This window comes from Caenimonas sedimenti (genome assembly GCF_007833165.1).
GTDB classification, from domain to species: domain Bacteria; phylum Pseudomonadota; class Gammaproteobacteria; order Burkholderiales; family Burkholderiaceae_C; genus Ramlibacter; species Ramlibacter sedimenti.
This window is the reverse complement of record NZ_VOBQ01000031.1, coordinates 1-15,090: the sequence shown is the minus strand read 5'-3', so window position 1 is coordinate 15,090 and position 15,090 is coordinate 1. Positions and strand designations below refer to the sequence as shown.

The window sequence follows — 15,090 nt, the reverse complement described above, 5'->3', positions numbered from 1 at the left end:
CCTACAATTTCCCCATCATGCAAGACAAGTACAACCACCTCGAGGTCGAGCGCGCCGCCCAGGCCGGCTGGACCGCGCGCGATGCCTATCGCGTGACCGAGGACGCAGGCAGGAAGAAGTTCTACGCCTGCTCGATGCTGCCCTACCCGAGCGGCAAGCTGCACATGGGGCACGTGCGCAACTACACCATCAACGACATGCTGACGCGCTACCTGCGCATGAACGGCTACAACGTGCTGATGCCGATGGGTTGGGACGCCTTCGGCCTGCCGGCGGAGAACGCGGCGCTGAAAAACAAGGTACCGCCGGCGAAGTGGACCTACGACAACATCGCCTACATGAAGCAGCAGATGCAGGCGATGGGCCTGGCGATCGACTGGTCGCGCGAGGTCGCCACCTGCGACCCCAGCTACTACAAGTGGAACCAGTGGCTGTTCCTGAAGATGCTGGACAAGGGCATCGCCTACCGCAGGACCCAGGTCGTCAACTGGGACCCGGTGGACCAGACCGTGCTGGCCAACGAGCAGGTGATCGACGGCAAGGGCTGGCGCACCGGCGCGGTCGTCGAGAAGCGCGAGATCCCCGGCTACTACCTGAAGATCACCGACTACGCCGAGGAGCTGCTCGACCACGTGCAGCAGAAGCTGCCCGGCTGGCCCGAGCGCGTGAAGCTGATGCAGGAGAACTGGATCGGCAAGAGCGAGGGCGTGCGCTTCGCTTTCCCGCACGCCATCCGCGGCGATGACGGCGAGCTGATCGGCGATGGCCGCATGTACGTCTTCACGACGCGGGCCGACACCATCATGGGCGTGACCTTCTGCGCAGTGGCGCCCGAGCATCCGCTGGCAGCTCATGCGGCCAAGACCAACCCCGAGCTCGCCACCTTCATCGAAGACTGCAAGAAGGGCGGCACCACCGAGGCCGAACTCGCGCTGCGCGAGAAGGAAGGCATGGACACCGGCCTGGTCGTCCAGCATCCGCTGAGCGGCGAGGAAGTGCCGCTGTGGGTGGGCAACTATGTGCTCATGAGCTACGGCGATGGCGCGGTCATGGGCGTGCCTGGCCATGACGAGCGCGATTTCGAGTTCGCGATGAAGTACCGGCTGCCCATCATGCAGGTGGTTCACGTGGACGGCGAGCGCTACGACTACAAGCAGTGGCACGAGTGGTACACCGACAAGGTCAACGGCGTCACCATCAACTCCGACATCTACAGCGGCTTCGGGTACCAGGAAGCGGTGAACGCCGTGGCGCACGCGTTGCAGCAGAAGGGCCTGGGCGAAAAGAAGACCACCTGGCGCTTGCGCGACTGGGGCGTCAGCCGCCAGCGTTACTGGGGCACGCCGATTCCCATCATCCATTGCGCCGAGCACGGCGCGGTGCCGGTGCCGGAGAAGGACCTGCCGGTGGTGCTGCCGCAGGACTGCGTGCCCGACGGCAGCGGCAACCCGCTGAACAAGCGCGAAGACTTCCTCGCCTGCGCCTGCCCCGTGTGCGGCAAGCCCGCGCGGCGCGAGACGGACACGATGGACACCTTCGTCGACAGCGCCTGGTACTACATGCGCTATTGCGACCCGAAGAACGACCAGGCGATGGTGGCGGAGGGCGCCGACTACTGGATGCCGATGGACCAGTACATCGGCGGCATCGAGCACGCCATCCTGCACCTGCTGTACGCGCGCTTCTGGACCAAGGTGATGCGCGACATGGGGCTGGTGAAGGTCGACGAGCCATTCACCAAGCTGCTCACGCAGGGCATGGTGCTGAACGAGGCCTTCGTGCGTGTCGACACGGGCAAGCACTACTACTGGGCGCACGACCTCGACATCGTGCGCGATGAACACCAAAAGGTGGTCTCCGCGACGGCGAAGTCGGACGGCCAGCCGGTGACCTACGAGGGCTGGACCACGATGTCCAAGTCCAAGAACAACGGCGTCGACCCGCAGGACCTGATCGAGAAGTACGGCGCCGACACGGCCCGCCTGTACACCATGTTCACGGCGCCGCCGGAGGCCACGCTGGAGTGGAACGACGACGCGCTGGAGGGCAGCTACCGGTTCCTGCGCCGGGTCTGGCAATTCGGCGTGAAGCTGAACGTCGCTGGCGTGGTCGCGGACAAGCTCGCGGGCAATGCCTACGGCAAGGCGGCCCAGGCCCTGCGCCGCGAAATCCACACCGTGCTGCGCCAGGTCGACTACGACTACCAGCGCATGCAATACAACACGGTCGTCTCCGGCGCGATGAAGATGCTCAACGCGCTGGAGGACTTCAAGGGGGCGGCGGAGCCGGGCGCCGACGCCGCGCTGCGCGAAGGCTTCGGCATCCTGCTGCGCGTGCTCTACCCCGCCACGCCGCACATCACCGCGGAACTGTGGCGAGCCCTGGGCTACACCGCGCAGTCCGGCGACCTGCTCGATGCCCCCTGGCCCAAGCTCGACGAAAGCGCACTGGTGCAGGACGAGATCGAACTCGTGCTGCAGGTGAACGGCAAGCACCGCGGCTCCATCCTGGTGCCGGCGGGCGCCGACAAGGCGGCGATCGAGAAGATCGCGGTCGCGAGCGAGGCTTTCACCAAGTTCGCCGCTGGTGCCGCACCGAAGAAGGTCATCGTCGTGCCCGGGCGCCTGGTGAACGTGGTCCTATGAACCGCCGCCTCCTCGTGCTCGCGGGTGCGGCCGCGCTCCTCGCCGGCTGCGGCTTCCAGCTGCGCCAGGCACCGGACTTCGTGTTCCGCTCCATCGTCATCGGCGCCGGGCCGACCTCGCCGCTGGGCAACGAGCTGCGCCGCAGCTTCGCGGCCGACGGCAAGGTCGAAGTCATCGTCGATCCCACGCGCATGCTCGGGGCCGACGTCGTGCTTCACGTGCTGCAGGAACAGCGCGAGAAGGTCGTGGTCGGCCTGACCGCCACCGGCCAGGTGCGCGAGTTCCAGCTGCGCACGCGGGTCAAGTTCAAGGTGGTGACGCCGAAGGCGAAGGAGCTGATCCCGGACACCGAGCTCCTGCAGACGCGCGACATCAGCTTCAACGAATCCGCGGTGCTCTCCAAGGAAGCCGAGGAAAACCTGCTTTACCGCGACATGCAGTCGGACATCGTGCAGCAGTTGATGCGCCGCCTGGCGGCGATCAAGACGCTGTAAGACGCGGCCAGCGGAAGGCGTCCTACAGCGCTGGCGCCGGGGTGGTGCCATACCTGAGGCATCCCGTCGCAGGAGCACGCATGGCCGCCGCCCCCTCGACCGGCACAGCTGCCGGCATTCCCGACTACATCGGCCAGGAGGCCCGCTTCGGCGCGCGCAACTACGCGCCGGTGCCGGTCGTCGTCGATCGCGCCCTGGACTGCCTGGTCTGGGATGTCGAAGGCCGCGAATACATCGACATGATGAGCGCGTATTCCGCCGTCAGCCATGGCCACCTGCACCCGCGGCTGGTGGCCGCCGCGCAGCGGCAGCTGGCGCGCGTCGCCGTCACCTCCCGCGCCTACTACGGCACCACGCTGGGCCCGTTTCTCGAGAAACTCAGCGAGGTCACCGGCTTCGAGCGCGCGCTGCCCATGAACACCGGTGCCGAGGCGGTGGAGACGGCGATCAAGTGCGCGCGCCGCTGGGGCCATCGCGTGAAGGGCATCGTGGATGGCCGCCAGCAGATCCTGGTCGCGCGCGGCAACTTCCACGGCCGCACCAGCACCATCATCGGCTTCTCCAGCGAGGCGGGGTACCGTGTGGGCTTCGGCCCGTTTGCCGACGGCTTCCAGCACTTCGATTTCGGCGACATGGAGAGCATCAAGGCGGCCGCGACCGCGGACACCTGCGCCGTGCTGATCGAGCCGATCCAGGGCGAGGCCGGCGTGCTGCTGCCGCCGCCCGGCTTCTTCCTGCAGCTGCGCGTCTGGTGCACCGAGAACAACGTCCTCCTGATCGACGACGAGGTGCAGGCCGGCCTGGGCCGCACGGGCAAGTGGTTCGCCTTCGAGCACGAAGGCATCCGGCCCGACGCGCTGATCCTCGGCAAGGCGCTGGGCGGCGGGCTGCTGCCGGTGAGCGCCTTCGTGGCCGATGCGGCCGTGATGGACGTGTTCACGCCCAACAGCCATGGCTCCACCTTCGGCGGCAATGCGCTGGCCGCGGCGGTGGCGCTGGAGGGCCTGCGCGTGCTGGAGGATGAAAAGCTGGTCGAGCGCAGTGCCGAATTGGGCGCCTACCTCATCGCGCGGTTGCGTGAAGTGCAAGCCGAAGTCCGGCCGCTGATCCGCGACGTGCGCGGACGCGGGCTGTGGGTCGGCGTCGACATCGACCCGGCGTGCACCACCGCGCGCGACCTGGTGGAGCGGCTGGCGGCCGCTGGCGTGCTTTCCAAGGAAACGCATGACACCGTGATCCGCTTCGCACCGCCTTTGACGATCAGCCACGAGCTGGTCGACCGGGCCGTGGAGACTTTCCGGCGCGTGGCACACGAGAGCCATCGCAAACTGGGTTTGGCAACCATCCCACCGACGCCGGAACATGTCGCTGCGTAGGCTGGGGTGAGCCCGCAAGGCGAACCCCCCCTTGCGCCCCGGCAAAAACCCGGCGGGTCGCCGCGCGGGCCGACCCCCCCCTACACTGGAGGCATGCAGCTCGCGCCCGCCCAACTGACCCCGCACCTGCAGCGCGGCCTGAAGCCGCTGTACACCCTGCACGGCGACGAGCCGCTGCTGGTGCAGGAGGCCGCGGATGCCATCCGCGCGGCGGCGCGCGTGCAGGGCTACACCGAGCGCACCGTGCACACCGTGGCCGGCGCGCACTTCGACTGGAGCGCCGTGCTGGCGGCCGGCGGCTCGCTCAGCCTGTTCGCCGACAAGCAGATCGTCGAAGTCCGCATCCCTTCCGGCAAACCCGGCAAGGACGGCAGCGCGGCCCTGCAGCAGCTGGCCGAAAGCGCGGTGGGCAACGACTCGACACTCACCCTGGTCCTGCTGCCCAAGCTGGATTGGGCCACCCTCAAGGCGGCCTGGTTCACGGCGCTGGAAGGCGCGGGTGTCGCGATCAAGCTGGATCCGGTCGAGCGTGGCCAGTTGCCGCAGTGGCTGACGCAGCGCCTGGCGCAGCAGGGCCAGCGCGTCGCCGCGGGTGAGGAGGGCCAGCGGACCTTGCAGTTCTTCGCGGACCGCGTCGAAGGCAACCTGCTGGCGGCGCACCAGGAAATCCAGAAACTCGCCTTGCTCTACCCGGCGGGTGAGCTGGGCTTCGAACAGGTCGAAGGCGCGGTGCTCAACGTCGCCCGCTATGACGTCTTCAAGCTCTCCGAGGCCGTGCTGGCCGGCCAGGCCGTGCGGGCGCAGCGCATGCTCGACGGCCTGCAGGCCGAGGGCGAGGCCGAGGTGCTGGTGCACTACACGCTCTCGGAGGACATCCGCGCCCTGAAGCGGGTGAAGGATGCGATGGCGGCCGGCCGGCCCCTGCCGCTGGCGCTGCGCGAACAGCGCGTCTGGGGCCCGAAGGAGCGGCTGTTCGAGCGCGTGCTGCCCAAGCTGTCGATCGCCGCCGTGGACGGCCTGCTGCAATCCGCCCACATCGTCGACGGCATCGTGAAGGGCCTGAAATCGCCCGGTTGGCCCAGCGACGGCTGGCAGGCGCTGCACCGGCTGGCCATGGACCTCTGCAGGGAATGCCGCGCTCCGGGATAATTCAGGGATGAACGCGCTGAACATTGCTGAATTGATGCACAGCCTCGGCTTGCAGGCGCGGGAGGCCTCCGCGCGCATGGCGGCGGCGAGCGCGGCCGAGAAAAGCGCGGTGCTGTCGACCCTCGCGAAGCTCCTGCGCGAAAACATCCAGGCTCTGCAAGCAGACAACGCCAAGGACCTGGAGCGCGCGACGGCGGCAGGCTTGTCCGCGCCCATGATGGACCGCCTCAAGCTCACGCCCAAGATCATCGAAACGCTTGCCGTCGGCTGCGAGCAGCTGGCCGTGATGCCGGACATCATCGGCGAGATCCTCGGCCTGCAGCAGCAGCCCAGCGGCATCCGCGTGGGCCGCATGCGGGTGCCGCTCGGCGTGTTCGGCATGATCTACGAGAGCCGTCCCAACGTCACCATTGAGGCCGCCAGCCTCTCCATCAAGAGCGGCAACGCCTGCATCCTGCGCGGCGGCTCCGAGGCCATCGATTCCAACAAGGCGCTGGCGCGCCTGGTGCGGCAGGCGCTGGCGCAGGCCGGCCTGCCCGAAGACGCGGTGCAGCTGGTGCAGACCACCGACCGCGAAGCCGTCGGCCACCTGATCACGATGCCGCAATATGTCGACGTGGTCATCCCGCGCGGTGGCAAAGGGCTGATCGAACGCATCAGCCGCGACGCCAAGGTGCCCGTCATCAAGCACCTGGACGGCAACTGCCATGTGTACGTGGATGATCCGGTCGACATCGCAATGGCCGTGAAGGTCGCCGACAACGCCAAGACGCAGAAATACAGTCCGTGCAACGCCAGCGAAGGCCTGCTCGTCGCACGTGGCGTGGCCCTGGATTTCCTGCCGAAGATCGGCGCGATCTACGCCGCCAAGGGCGTGGAGATGCGCTGCGACGCGGAAGCGAAAGCGATCCTCGCGGCGGTGCCGGGCGCGAATCTGCAGGAGGCCACCGAACAGGATTGGTCCGAGGAATACCTCGCGCCCATCATCAGCGTGAAGGTGGTCGCCGGCATCGACGAAGCCATCGCCCACATCAACCGCTATTCCTCGCACCACACCGACGCCATCCTCACGCGCGACCACCTGCATGCGGCAGCGTTTCCTGCGCGAGGTGGATTCGGCCAGCGTGATGGTCAACGCGAGCACCCGGTTCGCTGACGGTTTCGAGTACGGGCTGGGCGCGGAAATCGGCATCAGCACCGACAAGTTCCACGCGCGCGGCCCGGTCGGTATCGAAGGCCTCACTTCGCTCAAGTGGGTGGTGCTGGGCAACGGCGAAGTGCGCGGCTGAAAATGCACGACTTCTGGCCAGCCTGCGGGTACCGCCTGCTGGATCACGACAGCGACGGCCACCTGGTCGTGACCGATGCCTTTCTCGCCAGCCTGCTGGCGCGGCCTGAGCTGGCACCGGTGCCGGAGTCGTGCGCCGCCGAACTGGCACTGCACGCGCGCCTGCTCGCGAGCCCGCGCGACATGGTCACCGAGCAGGTGGCGCAGGTGCGCGACGAGGACGCCCGCGCCAACTACGCCGTCTGGTTGCGCTTCCGGGATCGGCTGCTGGCCCGGCCGACGCTGGAAGGCAGCTACCTCGCGCTGTTCCAGGGCGACGTCGACGTGCCGCCGGTGTTCGTGCACCAGCTCACCCAGATCCTGCTGCGCAACGTGCTCGGCGACGACGCCACGGCGCTGCAGGCGCGCGCGGCCGAGATGCTGTTCCGGCCGCAGAAGATCGCGATCCAGGAGGACGGCCAGGTGATGGCGGCCGACGACCAGACGGTCGAGCGGCACGCCCTGGCCGGCACCTTCGGCACCATTGGTGAGTTGTTGAAGCAGGGCGGCGCCGTGCTGCGGACCGCCGAACTCGACGTCCTGCGCGAAGACAACGCGGATGTCTACTGGGAACGCAGCGAGGCGCACGACCTGGTGGTGAGCCTGACGCACGGCCAGCCGGCGCTGGACGCCTTGTGCCGGGTGATGGAGCGCTGGGTGCGGCACTTCCTTGGCGTGACGGTGACCATCGCCACGGAACGCGAGATCGACGACGAGCAGTGGGTCTGGCACGTCGGGCTGGATGCCCAGGCCAGTGCCGTGCTCAATGCGCTCTACCAGGGTGAAGAGGTGACGCAGGAGCAGATGGCCCGCATGCTGTGCCTGTTCCGCCTGGAATTCGCCCAGGCATCGGACATGCGCGCGGAAGTGGCGGGCCGGCCGGTCTACCTGGCCATGGCGATGGATGCCGACAAGCGGTTGAAGCTCAAGCCCCAGAACCTGCTGCTCAACCTGCCGCTTGCCCGGCAGTCCTGAAGCCGCTGCCAGCCCGGCCGTGGGCTTGCAAGGCCGGGGCCCAGCCCCCAGGTTCTAGAATCAGCTCATAACTCCAAGGCACAAGAGCCGCATGGTCCCCCATCTCATCACGGCCCTGACCGGCCCGACCAACGAGCTCGAACAGCGCGTGCTCGACTCGATGCCCGCCATCGAGCGCTGGTTCCGGCTCGAGTGGATGGAGCACACGCCGCCTTTCTACACCGCCGTCGACATCCGCAATTCGGGCTTCAAGCTGGCCCCGGTGGACACCAACCTCTACCCGCGCGGCTGGAACAACCTCACGCCCGAGATGCTGCCGCTGGCGGTGCAGGCGGCCATGGCGGCCATCGAGAAGATCTGCCCCGAGGCCAAGAACCTGCTGATCGTGCCGGAGAACCATTCGCGCAACACGTTCTACCTGTCGAACGTGCTGCAGCTGAAGCGCATCTTCCACATGGCCGGCCTCAACGTGCGGATCGGCTCCATCAGTCCCGACATCAAGAAGCCCACCACCATCGAACTGCCGACCGGCGAGACGGTGGTGCTGGAACCGGTGGTGCGCAGCAAGCGCCGCCTCGGACTGAAGGATTTCGACCCCTGCACCATCCTCATGAACAACGACCTCACGGCGGGTGCGCCGGGGATCCTGGAGGACTTGCACGAGCAATACCTGCTGCCGCCGCTGCATGCGGGCTGGTCGGTGCGGCGCAAGAGCCGCCACTTCCGCAGCTACGAAGAGGTCGCCAAGCGTTTCGGCAAGCTGCTGGGCATCGACCCCTGGCTGATCACGCCCATGTTCAACCGCTGCGGCGAAGTCGATTTCACCCAGGAGCAGGGCATGGAGTGCATGCGCACCAACGTCGATGCGCTGCTCGCGAAGATCAGGAAGAAATACAAGGAATACGGCATCAACGAGAAGCCGTTCGTCATCGTGAAGGCCGACAACGGCACCGACGGCATGGGCATCATGACCGTGCGCGACGTGAAGGACCTGGACCACCTGAAGCAGAAGACGGTCAACAACAAGGACGGCCAGCAGGTGACGGACGTCATCATCCAGGAGGGCGTGCTCACGGCCGAACGCATGAACGAGGCGGTGGCCGAGCCCGTGGTCTACATGATGGACCGCTACGTGGTGGGCGGGTTCTACCGCGTGCACGCGGAACGCGGCATCGACGAGAACCTGAATGCGCCCGGCGCCAGCTTCGTGCCGTTGGCGTTCGCCGAGAGTACGCGCTTACCCCAGCCGGGCCAGAAGCCGGGCGCCAGCGCGCCCAACCGGTTCTACATGTACGGCGTGATCGGCCGGCTGGCGATGTTGTCGGCCAGCTATGAGCTGGAAGCGACCGACCCGGACGCCGAGACCTACGACTAGCCCTGGCTACCGGCGCGGCGTTCCGGCGGCCGCCAGCCGGTTGGCCCGGTGCCGATGTTCCAGGCGCTGGAACATCTGGTCGATGAAGATCACGAAGGCCATGCCGAAAGCAGAGATGCTCACGATCAGCGGCAGCTCCAGCGAGGTCATCAGCCAGTCGCCCTGCGGAAAGTTGAGCGACGCCGGCGTCGTGCAGATGAAGCTGCCCGCTTCCATGCCCGTGTAATGCATCGCGCAGACGGCGGTGGCCATCAGCACGGACGCCAGCAGCCGGGCCTGGAGGCTGCGCACGGCGAAGGCCAGCCAGAGCGCGGCCGTGGCCGCGAGGACGGCGATCACGATGGAGGCCGCGACGAGCGGCCAGGACCACTGCAGGAAGCCGCCGAAACGCATGCCCGCCATGCCGAGGTAGTGCATCGCGCTCACGCCGAGCCCGAGCAGCACGCCGGCGCCCAGCATGCGCGCCAGGCTGTCCGGACCGCGTGCCACCCACAGCAGGGCCATCGCGCTGCAACCGACAGCGGCGATCAAGGAAACCAGGGTTTCGGGCAGTGCATAGCTCACCGCCATGTCGACGCGCAGGGAGAGCATGCCCACGAAGTGCATCGCCCAGACGCCGATGCCGCCCAGCGCGGTGCCGCTGGTGACCGCGTTGAACACGCTGATGCGGCGGCCGGCGCGGACGATGCCGGCGGAGGCCGTGAGCGCGACGAAGGCGCCGACGACGGCGATGACGAAGGAAAGCGCCACGAGCGAGGGCGCGTAGCTGGCGGGCATGAGGAGGTTCATGGAAGTGCGAGGTTCAGGGTCAGGGTTGGGCTGCCATGGGGGGCAGCGGCAGGGGAAAGCGCGACTGCCGCACCCGCGCGACGCGCAGGTTCACCAGGCGGGTGGCAATGGCGTACTGCAGGCGGCCGAGCCAGCCTCGCGTGCCGGCCGGCCGCGTGGCATGGAAGGCGGCGGGCTCGTGCCAGGCACCGTGGTGGTCCACCACGTCGCCGGCGCGGAACTGCTGCAGGCAATCGCCCTGGCCGTCCCAGGCGCCAGCTGCTTCCTGCACGATGCCCCAGCCGCTGTCGAGGCCGTGGTCGTGCAGCAGGTGCTTGGCGTGGGCGAACAGCACGGGGTCGACGACGTAGCCGTCGGTGCTGTGCCAGCCGTCGGGAAGCAGCACTTGCCCCACGGCGTGCGGCAGCACGGCCGGCCCCCGGTCGAGGATCCCCGCGAGGAAGCGCGGCCGCACGTCGACGAACACCAGGCGGGCGGGCAGGCCGGCGGCGCGGCACAAGGCGGTGAACAGCACGCCCTTGGAGTGGCAGTCACCGCTGCCGCGGCGCAAGACTTCGCTGGCGCGCACGCTGTGGCCATCGGCGCTGGCCGAGAACGGCAGCCCTCGCACGAACGCCTGAATAGCGGCCGCGCGTGCCGGCAGGGATTGCCGCGCCTGCGTCAGCTTCTGGGCCGTGATGCGCAATTTCGGGTCGCTCAGGTCGAGCTGGCGCGTCTCGACCAGCCACGGGTCGGCCGCCGGGCTCACCGCTGGGCCACTTTGGCTGCCGGCACGACGCGCTCGCCGTTTTCCCGCACCACATCACTGCGGATGCGGATGTCTGGCGCGGCGGAGATGACCTTGCCGGTGGCGTTGTCGACCAGTTCCAGCTTCATCTGGTAGTCGCCCGCGGGCGGCTCCAGCCAGGTTTCGGTCTGCCCGCCGCGGAAGGCCAGCACTTCGGCCCGCGCGCCCTTGCGCTGCAGGGTCAGCCGGAAATGCCCGGTCCCCGGCGCCTTGGCGTCCGCATGCGAGACGTTCAGCCCGCTGGCATGGAACACCACGCGGAAAGCGTTCTGCAGCGCCGCGCCGTCGGCGGGGCTCAGGATCTCCACGCGCGGCCGGCCCTGCACCGTGGCGCGCGGCAACGCCGTGTTGCGCCTGGACACCACGATGTTCACGGGCTTGCTGAAAACGAAGAAGGGGATGTGGCCCTGGTCGGCGAGCAGCAGGCTCAGGTTGTAGGTGCCGGGCTTGAGGTCGAGCACGGCCTCCATCTGGCCCTGGCCGAAGTGCACGTACTGGTCGGTGAAGGGCAGCGGCTTGCTGAAATCCATCGGCAACGGCTGGTTGATGAGCAGGTGGTGGTGGCCCGCCCGGCCGGCCTGTTTGCCCGCCGGCACCAAGCCGCGCATGGACAACCCGAAGCGCGCCACGAAGGGGGACTCCACCGTGTCCCCGTCCTTGAGGTTGGTGAAGTACGCACTGGGTTGCAGGTTCACGGGCGGCACGACCCAGGGGTGGACATGCACATCCCCGGCGTCAGGCGCTGCATGGATGCAGGCGCTGCCTGCCAGGGCGGCGATGCCGACCGCCAACTGGTGCAGCCACTGTTTGCAGGTGTTCATAGTTGAGTAGAATGTGAAAACGTTGAAGACGTAAATGTCCTTCAGTTGTGTAGATTTGTCACAAGAGATGGCGAAATCTCTGGAGAATACTGGGCAATAGCTATGCAAGATCTACTCGATAATCGGTTTGATAGTGAGGAAGCTGCCGCGGTCCACCGGATCGGGGCGGTGTCCCGCCTGGCGGGTGTGCCCGTGACCACCTTGCGGACCTGGGAGCAGCGCTACTCAGCCTTCGCGCCGGCCAAGACGTCCGGGCGGCACCGGCTCTACCGGGACGCCGACGTGATCAAGGCCAGGCTGCTGCGCCAGCTGGCTGAATCGGGGCAGGGCATTGGCGGCATCGCGCATCTGCCCATCCAGCATTTGCAGCAACTCTTGGGAACGGCCCAGGAGCCCACGGCCGCCGCGCTGGCTCCAGCCCGGCGGGTCGCGGCCGTGATCGTGGGTGCCGCCACTGCTGCCCGCTTCAATGCGCCGGGATGGCGCGACCACGACCTGGATGGCGCGCTGCATGTGCGCCAGGTGTTCGTGGACCTGGAGGAGGCTGCGGCGGGCAACGACACGGCGCGAGGCGGTGGTGAAGGGGAAACCGGCATCCTGCTGGTGCGGCTCAACACGGTGCATTCCCGCACGTACGGGCAGTTGATGGCGGCCATCGAGCGGCAGCGGGTGCAGCGGGTCATCGTCCTCTACAACTATGGGCCCCCGGCGCTCGTCGAGGCGCTACGCAACGCCGGCCTGATGGTGCGGCGGGAGCCTGTGCCCGATGCCGAGCTGGCCGAGCTCATCCGCTCGGTGGTGCTGCTGGACGCCGCTGCCGCGTTTCCCGCCGCCGCGGGTGCCCTGATTCCCCGGCGCCGGTATTCCGAGGCGAGCCTGGCGCAAGTGGCCGCCAGCCCGAGCAACGTGGTGTGCGAGTGCCCCCGCCACATCGCGGAGATCATCGGCCAGCTCGTGAGCTTCGAGGAATACAGCGAGCAGTGCCTGAACGACACGACGGAGGATGCCCGCCTGCACGCCTACCTGCGGTCGGTCGCGGGTTCGGCCCGTGTCCTGTTCGAGCACGCCTTGCAGCGGGCGGCGCGGCATGGCGGCATCGCGCTGGCCGAGGACGCCGCCGGGCCCTGAGGGCGTTGCTGCAGTGCAACATGATGGTGGGCGGGGGCTTCCGGTGGGCGCACAATAGCCGTCCCAAAGTCAAGACCCCGCCGGCTTGGGACATGGAGCCGGGACGGGGCCGTTCGTGCAGAACCAAAAATCCTCGCTCGCGGCATTGACGATCGCCGCCATCGGCGTCGTCTACGGCGACATCGGCACCAGCGTGCTGTATGCCGTGAAGGAAGTCTTCGGCTCGGGCCATGTCCCGTTCACGCACGCCAACGTCTACGGGGTCCTCTCGATCTTCTTCTGGACGTTGACCGTCATCGTCTCGATCAAGTACGTCGTGCTCGTGCTCCGGGCCGACAACAACGGCGAGGGGGGGCTGATCGCCATGCTGGCGCTGGCTTCGCAGGCCGTGAAGGACCAGCCGCGGCTGCGCCAGGTCCTGCTGGGCATCGGCATCTTCGGCACGGCGCTGTTCTACGGTGACGGGGTCATCACGCCCGCCATCTCGGTGCTCTCGGCGGTCGAAGGCCTCGAGGTGATCTCCCCCGCCTTCAAGGACTGGGTGATCCCGCTCACCATCGTCATCCTGCTGGCGTTGTTCATGGTGCAGAAACGCGGCACCAGCGGCATCGGCCGCTTCTTCGGGCCCATCACGCTGGTGTGGTTCTTCGTGCTGGCCGTGCTCGGCCTTTCGCACATCGTGCATCACCCTGAAATCCTGCAGGCCCTGAGCCCTCACCACGCGCTGCGCTTCATCTGGCAGCAGCCGGGCACGACCTTCATCATCCTCGGCGCGGTGGTCCTGTGCGTGACGGGGGCTGAAGCGCTGTATGCCGACCTGGGGCATTTCGGCAAGAAGCCGATTCGCATCGCCTGGTTCACGGTCGTGATGCCTGCCCTCACCATCAACTATTTCGGCCAGGGGGCCCTGCTGCTGTCGACGCCGGAGGCGGTGAAGAACCCGTTCTATCTGATGGCCCCCGACTGGGCGCTGATCCCCCTGGTGGTGCTGGCCACCCTCGCCACCGTGATCGCGTCGCAGGCGCTGATCACCGGAGCATTCAGCGTGACCAAGCAGGTGGTGCAACTGGGCTACCTGCCGCGGCTCGACGTGCAGCACACCAGCGTGCGCGACACCGGGCAGATCTACATCCCGGCCGTCAACTGGGGCCTGTTCATCGCCATCGTGCTCGCGGTGGTCATGTTCCGCTCCTCCAGCAACCTGGCTGCGGCGTACGGCATTGCAGTGACGCTCGACATGCTGATCACCACGGTGCTCACCTTCTTCGTCATCCGCTATGGCTGGAAGTACCCGCTGGCGCTGTGCGTTGCCGCCACCGGCATCTTTTTCATCGTGGACCTGGCGTTCTTCGCGTCCAACCTGCTCAAGCTGCTGCAGGGCGGCTGGTTCCCGCTGCTGATCGGCGGCCTCATCTTCACGCTGATGATGACGTGGAAGCAGGGCCGCGCGATCCTGAACGAAAAGCTCAAGTCCGACGCGATCGACCTGCGCAGCTTCCTCGAGTCGGTGTTCGTCAGCCCGCCCGTGCGGGTGGAGGGGACGGCGGTGTTCCTGACCGCCGAACCGGGCACGGTCCCCAACGCCATGCTGCACAACCTCAAGCACAACAAGGTGCTGCATGAGCACAACCTGTTCGTCACCGTGCGCCACCACGAGGTGCCGTGGATCGGCCTGGACCGCCGGGCCGAGATCGAGTCACTCGGGCATGACTGCTGGCAGGTCGTCCTGCACTACGGTTTCAAGAACGACCCCGACGTGCCCCGCGCGCTCGACCAGATCCGCACGCGCGGGTGCGAGATCGAGCCCATGACGACCAGCTATTTCCTCTCGCGCGACGTGGTGGTCCCCACCATCGGCGGCGGCATGGCGTCCTGGCGCGAGAAGCTGTTCGCGCAAATGCACCACAACGCCAGCGGCGCGGCCGACTTCCTGAACCTGCCGAGCAATTCGGTGGTGGAGCTGGGCTCCAAGGTCGAAATCTGACTATTTCTTGAGGGGCGGCAGTTCCAGCGTGACCGCTGGGGCGCCGCCTGCCGCCGGCGCCAGCACCGCTTTCCGGCCTTCCACGGACTGGACCACCAGCGTGTCGTCGACCGCCGCGCCCACCCGGAACGGCCGGGCCGGCTTGCCATCGACCGCAATGACGGCGGCCCCTTCGCGCGAGCGCACGGCATCCACCACGCCCACCAGCACGAAGCGGCTGGAGAGCGCCGGCGCCGGCGC

12 protein-coding genes and 1 pseudogene are annotated in these 15,090 nt (G+C 67.6%); 9 read left to right on the top strand and 4 right to left on the bottom strand.

Annotated features, from left to right (window positions below; translation table 11 throughout):
* The first annotated feature begins 17 nt into the window (after nucleotides 1-17).
* The 7 genes and pseudogenes from leuS to gshA all read left to right on the top strand — a co-directional run bounded on the left by leuS (nucleotide 18) and on the right by gshA (nucleotide 9,341).
* Nucleotides 18-2,645, top strand: a complete 2,628-nt coding sequence (leuS, locus tag FN976_RS27975) for a leucine--tRNA ligase (protein ID WP_145897252.1) — start codon at nucleotides 18-20, stop codon at nucleotides 2,643-2,645.
* Complete coding sequence (locus FN976_RS27970; protein ID WP_145897250.1) at nucleotides 2,642-3,139, top strand: LPS-assembly lipoprotein LptE; 498 nt, start codon at nucleotides 2,642-2,644, stop codon at nucleotides 3,137-3,139. Before leuS ends, FN976_RS27970 begins: the two co-directional genes overlap by 4 nt.
* Nucleotides 3,140-3,219: 80 nt before the next feature.
* Entirely contained in the window at nucleotides 3,220-4,515 is a 1,296-nt protein-coding gene (gene rocD, locus FN976_RS27965) for an ornithine--oxo-acid transaminase (protein WP_145897248.1), read from the top strand.
* Nucleotides 4,516-4,608: 93 nt separating this feature from the next.
* Nucleotides 4,609-5,664: a DNA polymerase III subunit delta gene (gene holA / locus FN976_RS27960; RefSeq protein WP_145897246.1), complete on the top strand. Its 1,056-nt coding sequence runs from the start codon at nucleotides 4,609-4,611 to the stop codon at nucleotides 5,662-5,664.
* A gap of 7 nt (nucleotides 5,665-5,671) precedes the next feature.
* A pseudogene (locus FN976_RS27955) lies at nucleotides 5,672-6,953 on the top strand (glutamate-5-semialdehyde dehydrogenase).
* Between the two features lie 2 nt (nucleotides 6,954-6,955).
* A complete protein-coding gene (locus FN976_RS27950) occupies nucleotides 6,956-7,966 on the top strand; it encodes a DUF6352 family protein (RefSeq protein WP_145897244.1) in 1,011 nt (336 codons plus the stop codon).
* Between the two features lie 91 nt (nucleotides 7,967-8,057).
* Complete coding sequence (gshA, locus tag FN976_RS27945; protein WP_145897242.1) at nucleotides 8,058-9,341, top strand: glutamate--cysteine ligase; 1,284 nt, start codon at nucleotides 8,058-8,060, stop codon at nucleotides 9,339-9,341.
* A 6-nt stretch (nucleotides 9,342-9,347) separates the two neighbouring features.
* On the opposite strand, the gene FN976_RS27940 is transcribed toward gshA, so the two are convergent.
* Genes FN976_RS27940 through FN976_RS27930 form a run of 3 tightly spaced genes read right to left on the bottom strand, consistent with a single transcriptional unit; the run spans nucleotide 9,348 to nucleotide 11,738 of the window.
* A complete protein-coding gene (locus FN976_RS27940; RefSeq protein WP_145897240.1) occupies nucleotides 9,348-10,130 on the bottom strand; it encodes an MHYT domain-containing protein in 783 nt (260 codons plus the stop codon).
* A gap of 19 nt (nucleotides 10,131-10,149) precedes the next feature.
* Nucleotides 10,150-10,878: a transglutaminase-like domain-containing protein gene (locus FN976_RS27935; protein WP_145897238.1), complete on the bottom strand. Its 729-nt coding sequence runs from the start codon at nucleotides 10,876-10,878 to the stop codon at nucleotides 10,150-10,152.
* A complete protein-coding gene (locus FN976_RS27930; protein ID WP_145897236.1) occupies nucleotides 10,875-11,738 on the bottom strand; it encodes a DUF4399 domain-containing protein in 864 nt (287 codons plus the stop codon). Before FN976_RS27930 ends, FN976_RS27935 begins: the two co-directional genes overlap by 4 nt.
* Before the next feature lie 168 nt (nucleotides 11,739-11,906).
* Between FN976_RS27930 and FN976_RS27925 the strand changes: the two genes are divergently transcribed.
* On the top strand, nucleotides 11,907-12,866 hold the full coding sequence (locus FN976_RS27925; protein ID WP_186511256.1) for a MerR family transcriptional regulator: 960 nt from the start codon (nucleotides 11,907-11,909) through the stop codon (nucleotides 12,864-12,866).
* Between the two features lie 115 nt (nucleotides 12,867-12,981).
* Nucleotides 12,982-14,850 (top strand): potassium transporter Kup, encoded by a 1,869-nt coding sequence (locus FN976_RS27920; RefSeq protein ID WP_145897232.1) that lies wholly within the window; start codon nucleotides 12,982-12,984, stop codon nucleotides 14,848-14,850.
* Here FN976_RS27920 and FN976_RS27915 read toward each other — a convergent pair.
* Nucleotides 14,851-15,090: type II secretion system protein N (locus FN976_RS27915; protein ID WP_284699201.1), on the bottom strand; the 240-nt coding region annotated here is incomplete at its 5' end.

What these genes read in the sequence shown, in the direction of transcription:
- FN976_RS27970 (WP_145897250.1), top strand. Translation starts at nt 2,642, where the DNA reads ATGAACCGCCGCCTCCTCGTGCTCGCGGGTGCGGCCGCGCTCCTCGCC.
- FN976_RS27940 (WP_145897240.1), bottom strand. Translation starts at nt 10,130, where the DNA reads ATGAACCTCCTCATGCCCGCCAGCTACGCGCCCTCGCTCGTGGCGCTT.
- FN976_RS27950 (WP_145897244.1), top strand. Translation starts at nt 6,956, where the DNA reads ATGCACGACTTCTGGCCAGCCTGCGGGTACCGCCTGCTGGATCACGAC.
- leuS (WP_145897252.1), top strand. Translation starts at nt 18, where the DNA reads ATGCAAGACAAGTACAACCACCTCGAGGTCGAGCGCGCCGCCCAGGCC.
- FN976_RS27930 (WP_145897236.1), bottom strand. Translation starts at nt 11,738, where the DNA reads ATGAACACCTGCAAACAGTGGCTGCACCAGTTGGCGGTCGGCATCGCC.
- holA (WP_145897246.1), top strand. Translation starts at nt 4,609, where the DNA reads ATGCAGCTCGCGCCCGCCCAACTGACCCCGCACCTGCAGCGCGGCCTG.
- rocD (WP_145897248.1), top strand. Translation starts at nt 3,220, where the DNA reads ATGGCCGCCGCCCCCTCGACCGGCACAGCTGCCGGCATTCCCGACTAC.
- gshA (WP_145897242.1), top strand. Translation starts at nt 8,058, where the DNA reads ATGGTCCCCCATCTCATCACGGCCCTGACCGGCCCGACCAACGAGCTC.